Annotated in this window: 19 protein-coding genes; 1 reads left to right on the forward strand and 18 read right to left on the reverse strand. The window is 68.8% G+C overall.

The features are described 5' to 3' along the window. The 18 genes from hypB to katG all read right to left on the reverse strand — a co-directional run bounded on the left by hypB (position 1) and on the right by katG (position 19,334). Positions 1 to 876, reverse strand: a complete 876-nt coding sequence (hypB, locus tag QNI11_RS16050) for a hydrogenase nickel incorporation protein HypB (protein WP_283980868.1) — start codon at positions 874 to 876, stop codon at positions 1 to 3. After that, complete coding sequence (hypA, locus tag QNI11_RS16055; protein WP_100929636.1) at positions 876 to 1,217, reverse strand: hydrogenase maturation nickel metallochaperone HypA; 342 nt, start codon at positions 1,215 to 1,217, stop codon at positions 876 to 878. Before hypA ends, hypB begins: the two co-directional genes overlap by 1 nt. Beyond that, entirely contained in the window at positions 1,210 to 2,106 is an 897-nt protein-coding gene (locus QNI11_RS16060; protein ID WP_283980869.1) for a hydrogenase expression/formation protein HupK, read from the reverse strand. Before QNI11_RS16060 ends, hypA begins: the two co-directional genes overlap by 8 nt. Positions 2,107 to 2,110: 4 nt before the next feature. Next, positions 2,111 to 2,923 carry a [NiFe]-hydrogenase assembly chaperone HybE gene (hybE, locus tag QNI11_RS16065; RefSeq protein WP_283980870.1) on the reverse strand — a complete coding sequence of 271 codons (813 nt, stop codon included), beginning with the start codon at positions 2,921 to 2,923 and terminating at the stop codon, positions 2,111 to 2,113. Beyond that, entirely contained in the window at positions 2,920 to 3,750 is an 831-nt protein-coding gene (locus tag QNI11_RS16070; protein WP_283980871.1) for a hydrogenase expression/formation protein, read from the reverse strand. Before QNI11_RS16070 ends, hybE begins: the two co-directional genes overlap by 4 nt. A 13-nt stretch (positions 3,751 to 3,763) precedes the next feature. After that, complete coding sequence (locus QNI11_RS16075) at positions 3,764 to 4,147, reverse strand: hydrogenase accessory protein (RefSeq protein ID WP_283980872.1); 384 nt, start codon at positions 4,145 to 4,147, stop codon at positions 3,764 to 3,766. An 11-nt stretch (positions 4,148 to 4,158) separates the two neighbouring features. Next, positions 4,159 to 4,479 carry a HypC/HybG/HupF family hydrogenase formation chaperone gene (locus QNI11_RS16080; RefSeq protein ID WP_283980873.1) on the reverse strand — a complete coding sequence of 107 codons (321 nt, stop codon included), beginning with the start codon at positions 4,477 to 4,479 and terminating at the stop codon, positions 4,159 to 4,161. A 3-nt stretch (positions 4,480 to 4,482) separates the two neighbouring features. Next, positions 4,483 to 5,091, reverse strand: a complete 609-nt coding sequence (locus tag QNI11_RS16085) for a HyaD/HybD family hydrogenase maturation endopeptidase (protein WP_100929630.1) — start codon at positions 5,089 to 5,091, stop codon at positions 4,483 to 4,485. A 340-nt stretch (positions 5,092 to 5,431) separates the two neighbouring features. Beyond that, the gene (cybH, locus tag QNI11_RS16090; protein ID WP_100929629.1) at positions 5,432 to 6,214 is read right to left on the reverse strand and encodes a Ni/Fe-hydrogenase, b-type cytochrome subunit; all 783 of its coding nucleotides are present in this window, start codon (positions 6,212 to 6,214) and stop codon (positions 5,432 to 5,434) included. Then, positions 6,207 to 6,383 carry a hypothetical protein gene (locus QNI11_RS16095; protein WP_283980874.1) on the reverse strand — a complete coding sequence of 59 codons (177 nt, stop codon included), beginning with the start codon at positions 6,381 to 6,383 and terminating at the stop codon, positions 6,207 to 6,209. Before QNI11_RS16095 ends, cybH begins: the two co-directional genes overlap by 8 nt. 15 nt (positions 6,384 to 6,398) lie before the next feature. Further along, positions 6,399 to 8,192 (reverse strand): nickel-dependent hydrogenase large subunit, encoded by a 1,794-nt coding sequence (locus QNI11_RS16100; protein ID WP_100929628.1) that lies wholly within the window; start codon positions 8,190 to 8,192, stop codon positions 6,399 to 6,401. A 3-nt stretch (positions 8,193 to 8,195) separates the two neighbouring features. Then, a complete protein-coding gene (locus tag QNI11_RS16105; protein WP_100929627.1) occupies positions 8,196 to 9,284 on the reverse strand; it encodes a hydrogenase small subunit in 1,089 nt (362 codons plus the stop codon). Positions 9,285 to 9,660: 376 nt separating this feature from the next. Further along, positions 9,661 to 11,883, reverse strand: coding sequence for a carbamoyltransferase HypF (hypF, locus tag QNI11_RS16110; RefSeq protein ID WP_283980876.1), 2,223 nt, complete (start codon positions 11,881 to 11,883; stop codon positions 9,661 to 9,663). A gap of 96 nt (positions 11,884 to 11,979) precedes the next feature. Next, on the reverse strand, positions 11,980 to 13,407 hold the full coding sequence (locus QNI11_RS16115; protein ID WP_283980877.1) for a nickel-dependent hydrogenase large subunit: 1,428 nt from the start codon (positions 13,405 to 13,407) through the stop codon (positions 11,980 to 11,982). Beyond that, on the reverse strand, positions 13,404 to 14,393 hold the full coding sequence (locus QNI11_RS16120; RefSeq protein ID WP_283980878.1) for a HupU protein: 990 nt from the start codon (positions 14,391 to 14,393) through the stop codon (positions 13,404 to 13,406). Before QNI11_RS16120 ends, QNI11_RS16115 begins: the two co-directional genes overlap by 4 nt. After that, positions 14,390 to 15,772 carry a sensor histidine kinase gene (locus QNI11_RS16125; protein WP_283980879.1) on the reverse strand — a complete coding sequence of 461 codons (1,383 nt, stop codon included), beginning with the start codon at positions 15,770 to 15,772 and terminating at the stop codon, positions 14,390 to 14,392. The genes QNI11_RS16120 and QNI11_RS16125 overlap by 4 nt, the downstream gene beginning before the upstream one ends. A gap of 82 nt (positions 15,773 to 15,854) precedes the next feature. Beyond that, positions 15,855 to 16,928 (reverse strand): LysM peptidoglycan-binding domain-containing protein, encoded by a 1,074-nt coding sequence (locus tag QNI11_RS16130; RefSeq protein ID WP_283980880.1) that lies wholly within the window; start codon positions 16,926 to 16,928, stop codon positions 15,855 to 15,857. A gap of 198 nt (positions 16,929 to 17,126) precedes the next feature. After that, on the reverse strand, positions 17,127 to 19,334 hold the full coding sequence (gene katG, locus QNI11_RS16135; protein WP_283980881.1) for a catalase/peroxidase HPI: 2,208 nt from the start codon (positions 19,332 to 19,334) through the stop codon (positions 17,127 to 17,129). A gap of 209 nt (positions 19,335 to 19,543) precedes the next feature. Here katG and QNI11_RS16140 point away from each other — a divergent pair, with 209 nt between their 5' ends. Beyond that, positions 19,544 to 20,458, forward strand: coding sequence for a hydrogen peroxide-inducible genes activator (locus QNI11_RS16140; RefSeq protein WP_283980882.1), 915 nt, complete (start codon positions 19,544 to 19,546; stop codon positions 20,456 to 20,458). Positions 20,459 to 20,528 lie beyond the last annotated feature (70 nt).

Below are 20,528 nucleotides of genomic sequence, written 5' to 3' on the forward strand. Positions count from 1 at the left end.
TCACTCCGCGGCGGCTGGCGCCCGTTTCGCCGCGAGGCGCGCCTTCAGCCAGCCGGTCCAGAGGTCCATGCCCTCGCCCGTGCGGGCCGAGAGGGCGATGATCTCGATCTCCGGGTTCACCCGGCGCAGGTTCGCCTCGTAGAGGTCCATGTCCACGTCGCAATGCGGGGCGAGGTCGGTCTTGTTCAGGATCGCCAGCCGCGCCGCCTGGAACATGTCAGGGTATTTCAAAGGCTTGTCCTCGCCTTCGGTGACCGACAGGATCGCCACCTTGCAGTCCTCGCCCAGGTCGAAGCCCGCCGGACAGACCAGGTTGCCGACGTTCTCGATGAACAGCATCGCGCCGGGAGCGAGGTCGAGATGTTCCAGCGCGTGACCCACCATGTGCCCGTCGAGGTGGCAGCCCTTGCCGGTGTTCACCTGCACGGCCCGCGCGCCGGTCGCACGGATTCGGTCGGCGTCGTTCTGGGTCTGCTGGTCGCCCTCGATCACGGCAAGCGGCTGGTCCCCCAGCGCCTCGATGGTCCGGCACAGGAGCGTCGTCTTGCCCGAACCGGGGGAAGAGACGAAGTTCAGCGCAAGGACACCCTTCGCGGCGAGCGCCCTGCGGTTGGCCTCCGCGTAGCGGTCGTTCTTGGCGAGGATCGAGGTCTCGATCTCGATCAGCCGCGACTGCGACATGCCCGGCACCTCGACGCCCGCCGGACCGTGGCCGAAGTGGACGTGGTCACGGGTGTCCCCGTGGTGATGGTCATGGCCGTGCTCGTGGTCATGATGATGGTCATGCCCATGGTGATGATGATGCCCATGGTTATGATCGTGGTCATAGCCGTGCACCTTCACCTCTCCGTCTCCGCATCCGCAAACCGTACACATCACGCAGCCTCCAAATCCTTGATACGCATTTCATCGCCGCCCTGCGGCATCAGCTTGCCCCCGCCGCAGTCCGGGCAGGGGTCCAGCCGGTGGGCGATCTCCACGACCTTCATGCAGTCGTAGCACATCGCCTGCCCCGGCAGGTCGATCACTTCCAGCACGGCCCCCTCGGCCGCAGAGCCGCGCATCACCACGTCGAAGGCGAAGAACAGCGCCTCCTTCTCGACCCCGGCAAAGCGCCCGACCTCCAGCCGCACCCGCGCGATGCGGTCGACGCCGTGCTGGCGCGCGGTGTCTTCCAGCACCGTCCGGATGCCTTCGCAAAGCGAGAGTTCATGCATCGGTCGTCTCCTCCAGCCGGACCGGCACGCAGGGGTCCAGGATATCCAGAAGCAGCGGCGCCAGCCCCCGCTTGCGGCCCGGCAGCGCCGCAAGGCTCCGGTCCAGCACACCGCCCTCCGCCAGCAGGTGATCGGTCGGCGTCACCCGCTCAAAGGCGGTCACACGGCCTGCCTCTGTCCGTGCCGAGACACCGTAGCAGCCGCGGGCGGCGGGGACAAAAGCCTCTCCGTCCGGGGTCACGCGGAACGGCAGGCGCACACCGGCCAGCAGCGCGTCAAGTTCGACGACCCGGCCCATGAGCCGCCAGAAGGGCCCGCGCCCGAAGTCCCGCTCGACCTCGCGCATCAGTGGATGCAGGGCCCAGCGTCCCGCGACCGAATTCTCCTGCGCCGTGAGGTCGAGGACCTCGGACCCTTCCGGCACAGGCAGGACACCCGTTGCCGCCTCGAACGGGGCAAAGCTGTCGCGCACCCGCCGCAAGAGCAGCATGACGCCCGCCCCGGCAGCCATGGCGCGGTCCAGCTCCGACAGATGCCGGGGCAGCCGTTCGACCGTACCGAACAGCGGCGCGCGCAGCAGCGAAGGGTCCGACTGCCAGCCCTGCGGCAGAACCAACGCCGAGCTGCCGAAATGGCGCGGCAGGCGGACGCACAGCATCAGGACGTGATCGCGCAGGATCTCAGCATGCAGGCGGTCGTCGGTGCCGTCCTCCAGCCGCAGACCGAAGGCCAGCCGCGCGGCGGTCTCCTGCGCGCCGCGGCACAGGTTGTAGATGCGCGGCAGGACCGCCGCCGCCTCCTCTGCCGGACGGCCGATGACAAGGCGCGCCACCGGCAGCGCCGGTCCCGTCCGCCATGCCAAGCCCGGCTGTCCGACGAGCGCCAGCATCGCGCTATTCCTCCTCGCCGGAGGCCATGCCGCCGGTGATGACCGCGCGCCGCGTCGGCGCGGGATCGAGCGCGGGCGCCCCTCCCTCCTCTTCTACCGCTGCCTCTGCCGCAGCCAGCTCCGCTTCTCTCGCGGCGCGGATGTCGGCAGAGCGGTCAGTCTCTGCCCGATGCTCCTCCTGGAAGAGCGCGACCATCACGGCGCGCGCCACGTCGGCGGCGTCCTTGTGGCTGCGGAAGTCGCCCATCGGCGAGAACAGCGAACAGGCCTTGTAGCCGCCCGCCTGCTCCCGGACGTTGTGCAGGAACTCGTACTCGCCGGAGGGGAAAGCGATCACCTCCTTCTCGCCTGCCTTCAGCCCGGACCAGTCCTCGCCCTCGGCGGACAGCATCACGAGGTTCATGAACCATGGCGAGATCAGCACGCCCAGCGGGCGGCCTTCGTAGAGGGTGAAGCCCACGGCCTCCACCCGCAGCGCGGCGTTGACCATCGGCACGTCGCGCATCTTCGAATGCCAGATCTCGCGGAAATCGGCCTCAAGCGCGGCAATGCGCGGGGCCAGCGCCGCCGCCTGCTGCGCCGCAACCGACCCCGGATCGGACTGCACGAGGAACTGTTCCTTCGGCGCCGAGCAGTTGGGGCAGGACCAGTCGTCCGGCAGGGCAAGGAAGGGCGTGCCCGGTTCCACCTGCCGCGTGTCGTCGCCCTCTGCCGGATCGTAGGGCGTCCAGCAGATCTTGCACTCCATGATCGCCTGCGCGCTGATCTTGTCCGCCGCGCCGAGGTAGGAACCTTCGAACCCGGTCTGCGTGTTCATCGGATCGCCTCCAGCACTTCGGCGATGCGCTCCGCGCTGTCGCTCAGGTCCTCGCTGGCGGCCAGGACCACCTCGGGCATGTCCGTCACCTCGAAGGTGTCGAGGATCAGCGTGTCCATCGAGTTGAAGAACTGCACCCGCCAGACATGCGGCAGCGCCGTCGCCGTGACGCGGCAGTTGCCGTAGCCGCGCGAGAGCAGCGTGGCAGAGCCCTGCCCCAGCGCGGTGTCGAGCCACAGCAGATCCGGTTCGGTGTGCGGCAGCAGCGTCAGGTTGACGACATGCAGCTCCCGCGCGGCGGCGTAATCGGCGGAACGCTCTTCCAGCTCCACCGCCAGCGCCGGGGCGTTGACCACCCCCATGCCCTTCGGCGCCTGCGCACCGGCGGCGGGCTTGCGCGGGATGAAGGCGCGCGCCCGGGCGGCCTGCGGCACCTGTGCGACCTCGATGCGGTCGACGCCCTCTCCGGTGACGCGCCAGACCCCGGCAAACACCGACTCCTGCGCGGCGAGCGCGGGCAGGCCCCAGACCTTCACCGCCACTTCGCCCTCGCCCAGCGTCTCCTTGATCAGGGCGAGATTGGCGGCGTCGAGCCCGGTGAGGTCGAAGGTTTTCGAGCCGCCGTCGCGGGCCACCTGCGCGCAGGCTTCTCCGACCTCCGCCAGCAGGGCCATGGCCTGATCCGCGTCGCCCGCCACGTCCGGCACATGCGGCGCGTAGGTGCGCATGTCCTGCGGCATCGGCATGTATTCCAGCTGCGCATCCTCGTCGCCCAGAGGCTGCGATCCGGGGCCGAAGCCCACCGGGGGCAGTACGAATTTCGACATCTGTCTCTCTCCCTTATTCGGCGGCGACCGGCAGGCTCAGGATATGCGCCACGCGGGCCATGTAGTCGTCCCAGTCGCGCACCTTCGGCACGGCGCCGATCATCTCGCCCGCGCGCCAGAAGATCAGGCTGGGGGTCTTGAAGACCTTGGTCTCATTGCGAACCTGCTCTTCGATGGCGTCACCGCAGACCGCGCAGTCGAAACGGCCCTGGAAGGCCTGCCGCAGTTCCGGCAGGATCACCGCGACGTCGGCGGTTTCGAGGTTGCGCACAGGATCGCCCGGCACGAACAGCACGTGCACGCCCGGACCGGCGCGCCAGTCCTCCAGCGATCCCATGTCTTCGAAACGGGGCCAGCCGAATTCGGTCGTCAGGCGGGTGATGAGCGGATGGGACATGGCGGTCTCCTTCAGGCGGTGGTCTTGCCGGCGGCAAGGGCGGCTTGCAGATGGGGCGGCAGGCGCGGCCCGGTGTCTTCGAGGTCGGCAAAGGCGTCGCCCAGCTCGCCGCCGTTCATCAGCGACCGCAGGCCCGCCAGCGCACTGGCGATCTTCGCGGCCTCGTCGGCGGTGATGATCTCTCGCGCGGCGCCGAGGAATGTCAGGACGTGGCAACCCACGGTCGCGTCCGGCGTCAAGGAAAGGTCGATCACCTCGATCCCCTCCGCGCCCGAGGCCATGGCCGAGATGCCGTCGACCGAGAGGATCTCCATGGGGACGCCGACGCACATGGCTCAGGCGCCCGCAGGCAGGAAGCGGGCGTCGCCGATGCGGCAGGCCTCTTCCTCGGAGGGGCGGCCCTCCTCGTAGGCGTCGCGCAGGATCGACTTGTCGGCCAAGAGGTGGGTGTCGGCCTTGCCGGGCACGGGCTCGATGCCCATGGCGCGCAGCTTCTCCAGCGCGATCTCCAGCGCCGGGGCGATCTGCGCCGCCACCACCGCCCGCAGGCCGCCGCCGTAATCCTCAAGCTCCTCGGGCTGACAGCCGATCAGGATCAGCGTCTCGGGGCAGTATCCCATGAGCTGCGCCGTCGCGATCACGTCCTGAAAGCCTGTCTGGTGCAGCGACATCTTCTTGGCGCCCATGAAGGCGGGCACCTCGTCGCCCTCCACGATCTTCAGCGTGCCGGGGACCAACCCGTAGTCCACCGCGTCGAAGACGATCAGGGTGTCGGCCTCTTCGAGGAACGGCAGCAGGTACAGCCCCTGCGTCCCCCCGTCGAGCAGCGTCACCTCCGCCGGGAAGGACCACGCGTCGGCCAGCGCCTCCACGCAGCGCACGCCGAACCCTTCGTCGGCCCAGAGCACGTTGCCGATGCCCATGATGAGGGTTTTCCCTGTCATGCTGTCCTCCTCCGTCGAGCCGCCTTGCCGGAAGCCTCGTTACCAGGGAGACATTTCCATGGATGGGCAGCGGACGGCAACGGACTTGCCGGTTCGGGGCCTTTTTCCTGCATAATGAACAAACCCTTACCGGGTAAGTGTTTTTCCAGGCAGACCGCGAACATCGGCGCACGACATGTGGAAATCTATCTTCCAATATTGTTAATAACAGAAAAGCAAAATGCCATTCAAAAATGTATCTCCGGAGAATCTTGCACGCGGCGGCCGGAAAGCCGCTGACCGGAATGCGAAAAGGCGGGCCCTGCGACCCGCCTTCCCGTGCCTTCGCGGACGCCCCGTGTCAGTCGGCGCGGTCGTCCTTGAATGTGCGGTGCCCCGAGATCATCGTCGAGACGATCGACTGCCGGGACATGATGTCCTCGCGGATCGCCACGTAGATGTGGATGATCATGAAGATCACGATGAACCACATGCCGAGATGATGCACCGAGTGCACGATCTGGCTGTTGCCGAACAGGGTCAGGACCCAGCTAGTGGCAGCATAGATGAAGCTGTGATCGCCCAGACCCTCGCCGTAAAGCGCGAGACCCGTCAGGATCATGAAGGACAGGCCGACCGTCATGAACATGAACATGGCCAGCTGCGCCAGCGGGTTGTGGCCCACGTATTTCTTCGGCTCGCTTTCGAGAAAGGCGTACCACTTGACCTCGAACCACAGCTCCTTCCACCAGTGGCGGTTCCAGACCGGCACGTAGAACAGCTGCTTGGCGTGGTGGTTGCCGACGATGGCCCAGTAGATGCGTCCGAAGAAGCCCACCGTCAGGATCAGCCCGGCCGCGAAATGCGCGAAGCGGGTGTAGCCGAAGATGAACTGGTGCGTCGCCTCTCCGATCTGCATCGACGGAAACGGGTTGCCGATGAACCAGCCGGTAAAGACCAGCACAAAGATGCAGGCCGCGTTGATCCAGTGCCACAGGCGCACCGGCGCCTCGTAGACGTAGACGGAGGTGCGCTTGCGGATCGACTCGAGGTCCTGCGCGGTGGCGTCGCCGGTCAGGCGGGCCGTCGGCAGGGGCTCGATCCCCGGCCGCGGCTGGTGGATCGTCTCCGTGCCGTCATGCATCGTCCTTCCTCCGGAGGGAGATGCGGGCGACCACCACGGCCACCGCGATCACCAAAAGCGCGGGCGCGAGGTGGGCAAGGCCGTGGCTGCTTTCCGGCACCGGGGCATGCGCCCCGTGTGCCATGGCCGAAACCGGAAGAAGTGCGATCAGTGCTGCAATGCGTTTCATGGTTCAGGTCCTCCCTCAGCGCACCTTGACGGTCGTCAGTTCCTCGCCGTCCGGCGACATGACGTGGGTGGAGCATGCAAGGCACGGGTCGAAGCTGTGCAGGGTGCGCAGGATCTCCACCGGCTCTTCCGGGCGCTCCATCTTGGTGTTCATCAGCGACGCCTCGAAGGCGCCGATGTTGCCCGCCGTGTCCCGGGGCGACCCGTTCCACGTGGTCGGCACGACGCACTGGTAGTTGTCGATGCGCCCGTCCTTGATGCGGACCCAGTGCCCCAGCGCGCCGCGCGGCGCCTCGGTCATGCCGACGCCCTTGGCCTCCTTCGGCCAGGTCGAGGGGTCCCATTTCGCCACGTTCGCGGTCGACTCGTCGCCGTTCTTGATGTTGGTCACCAGCTTGTCGAAGAAGTGTTTCTGCAACCGGCCGCAGTACTCCGACTCCAGCGCCCGCGCAGCGGTGCGCCCGAGGGTCGAGAAGACGGCCTCAAGCGGCAGGTCCATGTCGCGCAGCAGGCGGTCGACCTGGTCCTTGATCTCTTCGTGACCCTTGGCATAACCCACGACGTAGCGGGCGAGCGGGCCCACCTCCATCGCGTTGCCCCGCCAGCGCGGCGCCTTGATCCACGAATACTTCGCCGCCTCGTCCAGTTCCTGGATGTCGGTCCGGGTGCCCTTGGCGTTGGGGCCAAGCTCGTAGTTCGGCTCCGTCACGCCGTCCCACGGATGCAGCCCCTTGCCCGCCTCGCCGTAGGTGTACCACGAATGGTCGACGAACTCCTGCACCTGCTCGGGGTCGCGCGGGTCGACGTCGTGCACCGTGGTGAGGTCGCCGTTGATGATCGCGCCGCGCGGCAGGTGAAGCTGCTCGGCACTGAAATCGTTCGGGTTCTCGGGGATGTCCCCGTAGGCGAGGCACGCCTTGGACGACAGCCCACCGCCATAGAGCCAGTTCTTGTAGAAGCCGCCGATGGCCTTCACGTCCGGCAGGTAGACGTTCTTGTTGAACTCGATGCACTGCTCGATGATCGAGGACACCATGTTCAGGCGTTCCATGTTGATTGCGCCCACGGCCCCGGTCGAATGCACGTTGATCGGGCACGGCACGCCGCCCACCAGCCAGTTGGGATGCGGGTTCTTGCCGCCGAAGATGGTGTGGACCTTGACGATCTCCTTCTGGAGGTCGAGCGCCTCGAGGTAGTGGGTCGTGGCCATCAGGTCCGCCTCGGGCGGCAGCAGGTAGGCCGGGTTGTCCCAGTAGCCGTTCTTGAAGAGGCCAAGCTGCCCGCTTTCCACGAATTTCTTCAGCCGGTTCTGCACGTCCCGGAAATAGCCGGGCGAGGACATCGGATGCGAGGGCGACACGGCCTGCTGGAGCTCCGACGTGGCCTTCGGGTCCGCCTTCAGCGCGTTGATCGGGTTCACCCAGTCGAGCGCGTGCAGGTGGTAGAAGTGCACGACGTGGTCGTGGATCTCCAGGTTCAGCTGCATGATGTTGCGGATGGAGTTCGCGTTGTCGGGGATGGTGATCCCCAGCGCATCCTCCACCGCCCGCACGCTGGTAAGCGCATGGGTGCCGGTGCAGACGCCGCAGATCCGCTCGGTAAAGGCCCAGGCGTCGCGCGGATCGCGGCCTTTCAGGATCACTTCCAGCCCGCGCCACATGGTGCCCGTAGAGACCGCGTTGCGGATGAAGCCCTCCTCGTCCACGTTCACTTCGCAGCGCATGTGGCCTTCGATCCGGGTCACCGGGTCCACGACGATCCGCTTGCCGGAATTGTCGAGGTCAAAGCCGTTCGGGGTTTGAATGACCATCTATCAGGCCTCCTCTTTCGCGGACTGGGTCTTTTTCTGTGCGGCCTTCAACGCGGTCACGGCGGCATGGGCGGCGACGCCCGCCCCCACGACACCGGCAGCGGCCAGCCCGATCTTGTCGGCGTTCGCCTCGACCCCGAACTGGGTCAGGTCGGTCACGCGGTTGTAGAAGCTGCCCTGGTCCCAGAAGCCGTCCTCGGAACAGCCGATGCAGCCGTGGCCCGACTGGATCGGGAAGGACACGCCCTCGTTCCAGCGCACGGTGGAACAGGCGTTGTAGGTGGTCGGCCCCTTGCAGCCCATCTTGTAGAGGCAATAGCCCTTGCGCGCGTTGTCGTCGTCCCATGCCTCGACGAACTGGCCCGCGTCGAAGTGCGGACGGCGGTAGCACTTGTCGTGGATGCGCTGGCCGTAGAACATCGCGGGGCGGCCCTGCCGGTCGAGCTCCGGCAGCCGGTCGAAGGTCAGCATGTAGGTGATGACGCCGGTCATGACCTCGGCGATGGGCGGGCAGCCCGGCACCTTGATGATCGGCTTGTCGGTGATGACCTTGTGCACCGGCGTCGCCCGCGTCGGGTTGGGCGCGGCGGCCTGCACGCAGCCGTAGGACGCGCAGGCGCCCCACGAGATGATCGCCTTGGCGTGCTCCGCCGCGTGGCGCAGTTGCTCGACGAAGGGCTTGCCGCCGACGATGCAGTACATCCCGTCCTCGTTCAGCGGCGGGTTGCCTTCGACCGCGAGGATGTAGTTGCCCTTGTACTTCTCGATGGTGTCCTGCAGCGCCGCCTCCGCCTGGTGGCCCGCCGCCGCCATCAGAGTGTCGTCGTAGTCCAGCGAGATCATCGACAGCACCACGTCCTTCGCCAGCGGATGCGCCGAGCGGATGAACGACTCCGAGCAGCAGGTGCATTCCAGCCCGTGGACCCAGATCACCGGCGTGCGCGGCTTGGTCTCCATCGCATGGGCGATCTGCGGCACGAAGGCGGGTCCCAGCCCCAGCGCCGACGCCGTCAGCGTGCAGTACTTCATGAAGCTCCGGCGGGTGATCCCCTGCCGGCGCATCACGTCATAGAAGGTTTCTATCTGGCTCAAGCTGGTCCCTCCCTGTCCTCCGGCCCCGTCAGCGGCGCGATGCGGCGCCGCAGAATGCCGTGGCATACAAAGCTGCCACCCATATGGGCCGCTCGGAGGGGGTCGATGCAAAATGAATGTGCAGACCGCGCATATCTTCGATTAGTCACGGATTTTCAGATGTTTGCGCCGGTTGTGCAGGTGATGGGCGCGCCCACCTCCGGCAAAGGGCTGTCCGCTTTCCACCCGCTTCCGGTAAGTCGCTTTCCGCAAGGCACCCTGCCGCAGCGCGGCAACCACGGACCCGAGTCATGCCTGTCCCGGCCGCGCGACACCCCGTAGGGTGGGGTTTCACGCCACCCTCCCCGCGCACCAACATCGCAACGCAAGGGCTGCCTCAGTCCGCCACCACCCGCGCCGCCGCCACCAGCGCCTGCCCCAGCGCCAGCCCGCCGTCGTTCGCGGGCACAGTCCGATGGACCAGCACCGGCACATCGCCGAGCGCGTCCAGCGTCTCCCGCAGAAGGCGCGCATTCTGGAAACAGCCCCCCGTCAGCGCCACGGCCTCCGCCTCCCCGTCCCGCACCAGCGCCCGCGCGCGCCCGGCAAAGGCCCGCGCCAGCCCGGCATGGAACCGCGCCGACACCTGCGCCGCGCCCGCACCCCGCGCCACGTCATCATGAAGCGCACGGAACACCGGCCCCGGGTCGATGACCGGCCCGTCATGGCCAAACTCGTAGCCCGCACCGCCGCCCTCACCGGCCAGCGCCTCCAGCCGCATGGCCGCCTCGCCCTCGTAGCTCTGCCTGTCCGGGCAAATCCCGAGGCAGGCCGCCACCGCGTCGAAGAGCCGCCCGGCCGAAGACGAGAGCGGCGCGTTCAGCCCCCGCGCCGCCGCCATCCGCAGCATGTCGCGCGGCGCATCGGGGAACAGCCCGTCCGCCCAGTCCGCCAGCCCCGCCGCGTCCAGCCGGACCAGCGCGTTGCGCCAGGGCTCCGCCTGCGCACGGTCGCCGCCCACCAGCGACACCGGCGCCAGCCAGCCGCGCCGCGCGTACCCGCGGTAATCGCCCAGCAGCAGCTCGCCGCCCCAGACCGTGCCATCCGGCCCCAGCCCCAGACCGTCCAGCACGATCCCGGCGACCGGCCCGCCGTCCAGCGGCCAGCCGTTCTCGCCGAGGCAGGACGCAAGGTGCGCGTGGTGATGCTGGACCTCCTCCAGCCGCAGCCCCTCCGCCTCCGCCCGCGCCGCCCCGTGGCGCGAGGCGCGGAAATCCGGATGCAGGTCCACGGCGACCACCTCCGGGCGATGATCGAAAAGCGCCGCATAATCCCGGTCGGCGTCGAGGAAGGCATCCCAGGTCAACGCCTCGTCCAGCTCGCCCAGGTGATGGCCCAGTAGCGCCTGCCCGTTCTTCAGAAGGCAGATCGCCGCCTTCATCTGGCCGCCATAGCCCACCACCTGAGGCGCATCGCCAAAGCCCTCCGGCAGAGGCAGCGTCCCCGGCACCCGCCCCCGCGCCCGGCGCAACACCATCGGCGGCGTGGCCCGCTCGACGGAATCGTCCAGCCGCCGCGCGATGTCGCGGTCGTGCATCAGGAAGGCATCGGCGAAAGGCCCGAGCTTTTCCCGCGCCTCCGCGTTGCCGATCACCTGCGGCTCGCCCGACAGGTTGCCCGAGGTCATCACCAGCACGCCCGCGAAGGCATCAAGCAGCAGATGGTGCAACGGCGTATAGGGCAGCATCCAGCCCAGTTCGGCCATGCCCGGCGCCACGCCTTCAGGCAGGGTCTCGCAGCCCTTCGGCAACAACACGATCGGCGCCGCCGGGTCGCGCAGCAGCGCCTCCGCCGCACCGTCCACCCGTGCAAACCGCCGGATCACCTCCAGCGCCGCCATCAGCGCAAAGGGTTTCGACGGCCGCCGCTTGCGCGCCCGCAACAGCGCCACCGCCTCCGCGTTCGTGGCGTCGCAGGCCAGGTGAAAGCCGCCCAGCCCCTTGACCGCCAGCACCTCGCCCCGCGCCAGCCGAGCCACCGCTTCCGCCAGACTGCCCTCCGGCTCAAGCCACAGCCTCGGGCCGCAGTCCGGGCAGGCCACCGGCTGCGCGTGGAAGCGCCGGTCGCCCGGGTCGCCGTACTCCGCCCGGCAGGCGTCGCACATCGGGAAGGCCGCCATGGTCGTCTGTGCCCGGTCGTAAGGCAGCCCCCGCAGGATGGTGAACCGCGGCCCGCAATGGGTGCAATTGGCAAAGGCATAGCCGTGCCGCCGGTCGCCGGGATCGCGCACCTCCGCCAGGCAATCGGCGCAGCTCGCCGCATCCGGCGTCACCCGCGTCTCGGCCCCCGCCCCTTCGGAGGCGCCGATGACAAAACCCTCCGCCTCCACCTCGCAGGGCAAGGACTCCACCGCATCCACCCGCGCCAGCAGGGGCGCACGCTCCACAAGCGCCCGTTCGAACCCGTCCAGATCGGCCCCGGCGGCGAGGATCAGCACACCCTCGGGATCGTTCAGCACGACCCCGGTCAGCCCCCTCTCGCGCGCAAGCTGCCAGACGAAGGGGCGGAAGCCCACGCCCTGCACCTGACCGCGCACCCGTATCCGCCTCCCCGCTCCCATGGCTTCACCTTGGTCCAAATACCTCGGCGCACCGCCTGCCACACCGCAGGCCGCCGACACCCGGGCGCGCCCTGCCCAACCGCAGACACTGCGCCATCAATGCACCGTGCAGACCATGCAGGGGTCGAAACTCCGCACCACGTGCTGCACGGCCAGGGGCGTGTCCTCCCCCTCGCGCACCTCCGCACCGACCAGCGCCGCCTCCACCGGCCCGGGCACGCCGCCGCCGTCGCGGGGCGAGAAGTTCCACGTGGTCGGCGCAACGATCTGGTAGCTGGAAATGCGCCCGCCCTCGACACTCAGCCAGTGGCCGAGCGACCCGCGCGCTGCCTCCACCAGCCCCACGCCGGACCCGTCGCGCGGCAGCGCCACCTCGGTCATGAAAGCCTTCTCGGGCGCGATGCCGGCCAGCAGCCCCTCCAGCACGATCTGCGTCCGCGCGATCTCCAGCAGGCGCCCGGCGACACGCGCCCGCACGCCGCCCTCCCCCGCCAGCGCCACCGCCAGCGGGTGGCCGTCGACGATCTGCCGGGCCAGCGCGCCGACCTCCACCGTCTCTCCGCCCAGCCGCGGCGCCTTGCACCAGCTGTAGGCGTCCTCGCGCATGGCCGCATCGGGCCGCGTCTCCCCGGCCGAAGGATGCGCCGCCGCGCCCAGCATCCAGGCGTGGCTCAGGTCCTCGACGATGGCCCCCTCGTCCACCGGCCCCACCGTGCCGCCCTGCCAGAGCCCGCGCCGGAAGAGCCGCCCCTCCGGCACCGGGTAGGCGCCGAAAGACATGTAGCGCCCCGGGCCCCGGCCCAGATCGGCGAGCCCGGTGTCCGCCGCCACCTCAAGGAACAACCCGGCGTCGCCCGCACCCCAGCGATCCAGCCCCGCCACGTCGGACAGCGTGTCGAAGGCCTCAAGCGGTGCGCCGAAGACCTCGCGCTCCAGGAACCGCCGGAAGCCCGCCAGCCACGCGCCAATGCGTGCCTTGTCGCGCGCCGAAGGCGCCCGCGTGACACCCCCGGGCTGGATCGCCAGCGTATGCGGCCACTTGCCGCCCAGAAGCCCCACGATGTGGAAAAGCTCGGCCCGTGCCGCCACGGCCGCCCGCGTGCCGGAGCCCTGCCCGGCCAGGAACCGCGCCTGCACCCTCTCGTGCCAGCCCCGGCCCGCATAGCCCGCGCGCGCGAAATCCGGCATGAAGAACAGGTAGAAATGCGTCAGGTGGTCCAGCAGGTTCTCCACCCCGTGCAAAAGCGCGGCGACCCGCGCGCCCTCCGGCGCCATCTCCGCCCCGGCGAGATCGGCCAGCGCCAGGGCCGCCGCCGCCGATTGCGAGATCGAGCAGATGCCGCAGATCCGCGGCGTGATCGTCAGCGCGTCCTCCGGCCCCTTGCTGATCATCATCCGCTCGAACCCGCGGAACATCGGCGAATTGGCATAGGCCGCGGCCACGCGGCCCTCCGCCACCTCAAGCCGGATCTCCAGGTCGCCCTCGACCCGGTTGAACGGCCCAACCAGCAAGGTCTTGGTCATGAACGCGCCTTCGGGCTGGGGGGGACGCGGATCCGGTCCGACACCGCGTTCCGCCCGATGCGCGGCGGCGTTGCCGCCTTCGACAGGGAAGCCAGCGCCATGAACCACGCCTTCGGCATGTCGGTCGGCAGCCCCACCGGGATGCCCGCGAACTTCGGCGTCTCGGCGAAGGCGTGGCCGGGTTCCTCGAACTCCGGCGCGGTGCAGTTTATGCAGGGATAGCCCGCCCGCGTGCAGGACCCCTCGCCGTTCCAGCCGCGGATGTTGCAGTCGCCCACCGCCTGCGTGCCGACGCAGCCCAGATGCTCCATCATGCAGCCGATCTGGCTCAGCTTCTCGGCACTGGCCTTGTACTCGTAGAACTCGTTCTTCGGGCAGGCATGGTGGACGAGGTTCTCGGCATAGAACTTCGGCCGCCCCAGCGTGTCGAGCGCACCGGCATCCAGCACGCCCTCCGCCAGCATCATAAGCGTTTCCGTCACCCAGTCGGGATGCGTCGGACATCCCGCGACGTTGACCACCGGCAGGCCGCCCTTCGCCACGAACCCGGCGCCGAGCGCGCCGCCCCGGTGCGCCCCGTCGTATTGCAGGCCCACCGCGTCCGTCAGGTTCTCGCCCGCCGAGGTCACGCCGCCGTAGGTCGCGCAGGTGCCCACCGCCACCACATGCGTGGCAAGCGCCGAGAGCGAGCGCACCCAGTCGAGCATCGAGCGCCCGGTGCCCGCCATCATCTGGTAGCGCCCGGTGCCGCCCGGCCCCATCAGGATGGAGCCTTCTACGCAGAGCACGTCGAGCCGCTGCTCGCCCGCCTCGATCGCGGCAAGCAGGGCGCGCACCTCGCCGCCCGTCGCCTCGGAGAACGAGGGGTGCCACAGCATCTCGATCCCCGCGCCCTCCAGCAAGTCGAAGACCCCCGGCGCCTCCGCGCAAAGGAGCGACATGGAGCATCCGCCGCAACCCGCGGTCTGCAACCAGAGTACGTTCATTCCGGCTCCGTTCCTTTCCCGGCGTCCCTGCCGGTGTCCTTCCCGGCCTCCGCGCGCCTCAGTGCGACACGGAAGCAGGCGCCGCTCTCGTGCGGCAGCAGTTCCAGCGTGCCGCCGTGTTCCTCGACGATCTTGGCCGAGATCGCCAGCCCCAGCCCCGTCCCCGCGCCCACGTCCTTGCTGGTGAAGAACGGGTCGAAGATGGCCGCCGTCAGCTCCTCGGGCACGCCGGGACCGTTGTCGCAGATATCGATCATCTCGCGCCCGGCATCGCTGTGCAGCCGCAGGGTGACCTCGGCGTCCGACTGGCCCGCCATGGCGTCCGCCGCGTTCTGCACGAGGTTCATCAGCACCTGCTGGATGTGTCCCGGACGACCCAACGCAGGCCCGTCGCAGGCGCCCTCGAAGGTGATCCTGAGCTCCGACCGGCTGCCGCGCTCCACCCAGCTGGCCGCCACGCGCGCGCAGTCGCCCAGGTCGAAGGGCACCATGTCGCCCGTCCCGTCCGCTGACAGGCGCCGCAGGTCGGCCACGATGTCGCGCACCCGCTCCGCCCCCTCCTGCGCGCCGTTCAGGGCGGACCGCAGGTTCTTCAGGTCACGGTCCAGCCGCAGCTTCGCACGCAACTCCACCAGTTCCTCGCGCGAGGCACCGGCCTGCACCCGTTCGAAATACTGCTCGAACCTGTCGACGTATTTCCCCAGCGCGTGCGAGTTGGCGTAGACGAAGCTGATCGGGTTGTTCAACTCGTGCGCCACACCGGCCAGCAGCCGCCCGAGCGAGGCGAGCTTCTCGTTGCGCACCAGCAGGGTCTGGGCCTGCTTCAGCCGTTCATGGCCCTCCGCCAGTTCCGAATAGGCGCGCCGCAGCTCGCCCAGAGGCCGGCCCGTCAGCACGACACCGACGCGGCGGCGCTGTTCCTGCCGGGGCGCCACGCGCCATTCCACCGGCTCCGGCCCATCGCGTCCGGAAAGCGGCGCCTCCACCCCCGCGACGCTACGGTCCATAAGCGCCTGCTCGATGGCCCGGCCAAGCGCCGCGCGCGCGTCGGGTTCGAGGAAATCGAGGAACGGCCGCCCCACGGCGCGCGCCTCCGCCACGCCCGCCATCGCGCAGAACGAGGCGCTCGCCTCCACGATCAGCCCGTCGCGGTCGGTCACCACAAGGTAGTCGCCGATCGACTCGCGGATCGAGGCGAGCACACCGCGCAGCGCCCTCAGTTCGGCGTTCCGGCTTTCCAGCTTTTCCTGGTAATCCACAAGCTCCGCATAGGTGCGGTCCACCGCGCGCAGCACGTCCGCCCATGCAGCCTCCCCCATCTCCCCGGGGGCGCCGCCGGGCGTGTCGCCCTGTCCATGGCCTGCGAAGCTGTTCTCCATCCCACGACCCTAGCCGCCCCGGACCGCAAAGCACAATGCACCTCCGGCGGGGATGGCTGCGTCGTCTTTCGGCGATGCCCCGTCAGGCGCCTGCGCGAACGAGGTCGGTGGCCGCGCCATGGCCGGTCTTCGGCGCCCGGCGCTCCAGCAGCAGGCGCTTGTTGCCGCCCGATTCGGCGATCACCGCCTCCGCGCCGCTGATCCCCGCGCGTCCGGCGCCGCCCTTCTTGCCCGAATGGCCGCCCATCCGCACGCCGCCAGTAACCACATCGCGGCTGCCCGACATGAGCATCTTGGCCCCCAGCGCCCCGCGCGTCAGCATCCGGCTGGCCAGCGCATAGCTCGGCAGCTTCTGCCCCATCGACGGGTCCGCGGTGATGAACACATCGACGCCGAAATCGGTGATCGGCAGCGCCACCTGCACCGACTGGATGCCCTCCGAGGCGCCCTCGTCCGACTGGCCGCGGTGCTGGATCTCGATCTTCAGCGACAGGAGCGGATCGAACCTGTGCCCGTAGAGCCGAACCTCGTCCGAGGGCAGGTCGACCTGGCCGGTGCGGACGCGGGTCACCGGGTTCACCTTCAGCCGCGCCGTCAGCCCGCCCGCCGAGCGGAAAGCCTGCCCCGCGTCCAGCGTCACCGACGCCGCTTCGGGCCGGTAATCGGCGCGGATGGCGTTGAACAGCCGCGACAGGATCATCCGCTTCGCGGTCGCCTCCTTCATCTCGTAGTTCGACGGCTTCATGTCGAGGAACCTGACCGGGTCCTTCGCCTGCATCCCCATCGCCCCCACAAGCGTCAGCGTGATGCGGAAATCGGGGTGGAAGGCCGTGCCCGTCACCTTGACCATGTCGAACTCGAACCGCGGCGGCGTCACCTCCGACTGCGCGCCGCGCTCGCCCAGCGACCGGCGCAGGCTGCGCGCCATGGGCATCGGCGCCCGGCGCGGCAGTTTCGAGCCGTCCTTCGGGATGTAGATCGTGTCGCCGGTGAACAGCACGTCGGGATCGACGATCAGCGTGGCGTTGTTCGGCAGGCGCTCGGCGTCGATGTTCATCCGCCAGATGTCGCCCCACAGCTTGGTGTCGCCCAGCTTGCGCCCGGCGATGCCCCAAAGCGTATCCCCGTCCCGGATGGTGTAGGGTCGGATGGACATGGCGGCCCCTTTCGAAATCCTGTCAGGAACGCCCCCCGGGCACAGGCCCGAAGCCAGACGTTCCGCGTCAATGGCCGCAGCCTAGCACCGCAGCCGCCGCGCGGGGAAGTATGCGAAACCCAACCTTGCCAAAAAACGCCCCCCACGCAAAACGGCGCCCCGAAGGGCGCCGCCTGCCTGTCCACATGCGCAAGGCGCTTAGGCCACGTCGAAACGGTCGGCGTTCATCACCTTGTTCCACGCGCTGACGAAATCGCAGATGAACTTCCCGCGGTTGTCGTCCTGCGCATAGACCTCGGACAGCGCCCGAAGCTGGCTGTTGGAGCCGAACACGAGGTCGACCCGCGTGCCGGTCCAGCGCTCGCCACCGTCGGTGCGGTTCGTGGCCTTGAAGGTGCCCTCCTCGTCCGCAGGGGCCCACTTCACGCCCATCTCGGTGATGCCTTCGAAGAACTTGGTGTCGAGGACACCGTAATCCCCGTCGAACATGCCGTGCGTGGTGCCGCCGTGGTTGGCCCCCAGCGCGCGCATCCCGCCGACCAGCACCGTCATCTCCGGCGCCGACAGGCCCAGAAGCTGCGCCTTGTCGAGCAGCATCTCCTCGGCCGAGACGGCAAAGGTCTGCTGCGCGTAGTTGCGGAAGCCGTCCGCCTGCGGTTCCAGCGGCTCGAAGCTCTCGGCGTCGGTGTGCGCGTCGGTGGCGTCGACACGGCCCGGAACGAAGGGCACCTCGACCTCCTGACCGCCGGCCTTTGCCGCCTTCTCGATGGCGGCGGCACCGCCCAGCACGATCAGGTCCGCGATGGAGACCTTCTTCGCGCCTTTGGCGTCGAAACCGGACTTGATGCCTTCGAGCACCGACAGCACCTGCGCAAGCTGCTCGGGCTCGTTGACCTCCCAGTCCTTCTGCGGCGCAAGACGGATGCGCGCGCCGTTGGCACCGCCCCGCTTGTCGGACCCGCGGAAGGTCGAGGCAGAGGACCACGCCGTGTAGACGAGGTCACGCACCGACAGGCCGCTCGACAGGATCTCGGACTTCAGCGCGGCGACATCGGCGTCGTCGATCATCGGGTAGTCCGCCTCCGGCAGCGGGTCCTGCCAGATCAGGTCTTCTTCCGGCACTTCCGGCCCGAGGTACAGCGACTTCGGCCCCATGTCGCGGTGGGTCAGCTTGAACCACGCGCGGGCAAACGCCTCGGCGAACTCCTCCGGGTTCTGGTGGAACCGGCGCGAGATCTTCTCGTACTCGGGGTCCATGCGCATCGCCATGTCGGCGGTGGTCATCATCGGCTTGACCCTCTCGCCCGAGCCGTCGACCTGCGGTGCGAAGTCCTCGTCCCTGAGGTCCTTCGGCGTCCACTGGTTCGCCCCGGCGGGCGACTTGGTCAGTTCCCACTCGTAGCCGAACAGCAGGTCGAAATAGCCCATGTCCCACTGCGTGGGGTTCGCGGTCCACGGCCCCTCGATGCCCGAGGTGATGGTGTACTTGCCCAGCCCGGTCTCGTGGGTGGAGGCCCAGCCGAAGCCCATCGATTCCAGCGGCGAGGCTTCGGGATCGGTGCCGACGAGGCCCGCATCACCGGCGCCGTGCGCCTTGCCGAAGGTGTGGCCACCGGCGGTCAGCGCGACGGTTTCCTCGTCGTTCATCGCCATGCGGGCAAAGGTCTCGCGGATGTCGCGGGCCGAGGCCAGCGGGTCCGGATTGCCGTCCGGGCCTTCCGGGTTCACGTAGATCAGGCCCATCTGCACGGCGGCCAGCGGGTTCTCCAGCACGCGGTCGCCGGTGTAACGCGACCCCTCGCCGCCGGAAGTCGCCAGCCACTCCGCCTCGGAGCCCCAGTAGACGTCCTGCTCCGGCTCCCATGTGTCGACACGGCCGCCGCCGAAACCGAAGGTGCGTCCGCCCATCGATTCGATGGCCACGTTGCCTGCGAGGATGAAGAGGTCGGCCCAGGACAGGCTGTTGCCGTACTTCTTCTTGACCGGCCACAGCAGGCGCCGGGCCTTGTCGAGGTTGCCGTTGTCCGGCCAGGAGTTCAGCGGCGCGAACCGCTGCTGGCCCGAGCCCGCACCGCCCCGGCCGTCCGCCGTGCGGTAGGTCCCGGCAGAGTGCCACGCCATCCGGATCATGAACGGGCCGTAATGGCCGTAATCCGCCGGCCACCAGTCCTGGCTGTCGGTCATCAGCGCGGTGAGGTCCTTCTTGACCTCCTTCAGGTCGAGCTTCTTGAACGCCTCGGCGTAGGAGAAGTTCTCGCCCATCGGGTTCGACTTGGGCGCATGCTGGTGCAGGATGCCGAGGTTGAGCTGGTTCGGCCACCAGTCGCGGTTCGAGCGTACGCCGAAGGTCGAGGCGATCTGCGCCCCATGCATCACCGGGCATCCGCCTGTGTTGTTTCCGTCCATGTCGATCTCCCTACGGTCAAAGTCGGTTTCAGCCCCATGAAAGGCGACAAGCCCTTGGGACAGTTCATGTCTTTTCGTTCCGTGACGTGTTGCGCCGCGGGCTTCGGCCGCGCGCGCAGTCTCCTCGCGTCGCCAGTCTGGACTCTTTCTAAACGGGGGTTCCAATATATTTAAGTTGAAAGTTCTGATGGCGTCCATAATTTGCGATTATGAAGAACATCACCCTGAAACAGTTGCGCTATTTCGAGGCGCTCGCCCAGAAGGGGCACTTCGGCCACGCCGCCGCGGCCTGCGCGATCTCCCAGCCTGCGCTTTCGGTGCAGATCAAGGAGCTGGAGGCCGAACTTGGCCTGCCGCTCTTCGAACGCGGGCCGCGCTCCGTCCGGCTGACCGGATTCGGCGAGACCTTCCGCAAACGCGTGACGGAGATCCTGCGCTCCGTCGACGAGCTGGGCGACCTTGCCCGCAGCGTGCAGGGCGGCCACATCGGGCGGCTGCGGCTGGGCATCATCCCGACCATCGCCCCCTACCTGCTGCCCCGGCTGGTGGGGCACCTGTCGGCAGAGTTCGACGGCCTCGACCTGCACGTCCGCGAGACCCTGACCCCGCGCCTGATCACGGAGCTGCACGACGGCCGCATCGACGCTGCCATCCTCGCGCTGCCGATCTCCGAACCCGCGCTGACCGAGGTGGCGCTCTTCGACGAGACCTTCGTCCTCGTGCGCCCCGACCGCGACGCGGCCAAGCCCGTGCCAGACGGCGAGGCGCTGCAGAAGATGCGGCTCCTGCTGCTGGAGGAAGGCCACTGCTTCCGCGACCAGGCGCTGTCGTTCTGCAAGCTGGGCTCGGCCATGCCGCGCGACGGTCTGGACGGCTCATCGCTGACGACGCTGGTGCAGATGGTGGGCGCGGGCATCGGCGTCACCCTGATCCCCGAGATGGCGGTCGCTGTGGAAACCGGCGCGGCGCAGGTCTCGGTCGCGCATTTTGCCGAGCCGCAACCGGCGCGCACCATCGGCATGGTCTGGCGGAAGTCCTCGCCCATGGCCGAACAGTTCGCCCGCATCGCCGAGGTGGTCCGCCGGGTGGGGGCGGCGGGCGGCCCGCAACCCGTTCGCGCCTGATGCCGCTGCGGCACCGGGTCGTGTCGGATCGCTGGCGCGATCCGATACGCCGGGGGCGCTGCCCCCGGAC

This window comes from Sagittula sp. MA-2 (assembly GCF_030126985.1).
Classification (GTDB): Bacteria; Pseudomonadota; Alphaproteobacteria; order Rhodobacterales; family Rhodobacteraceae; genus Sagittula.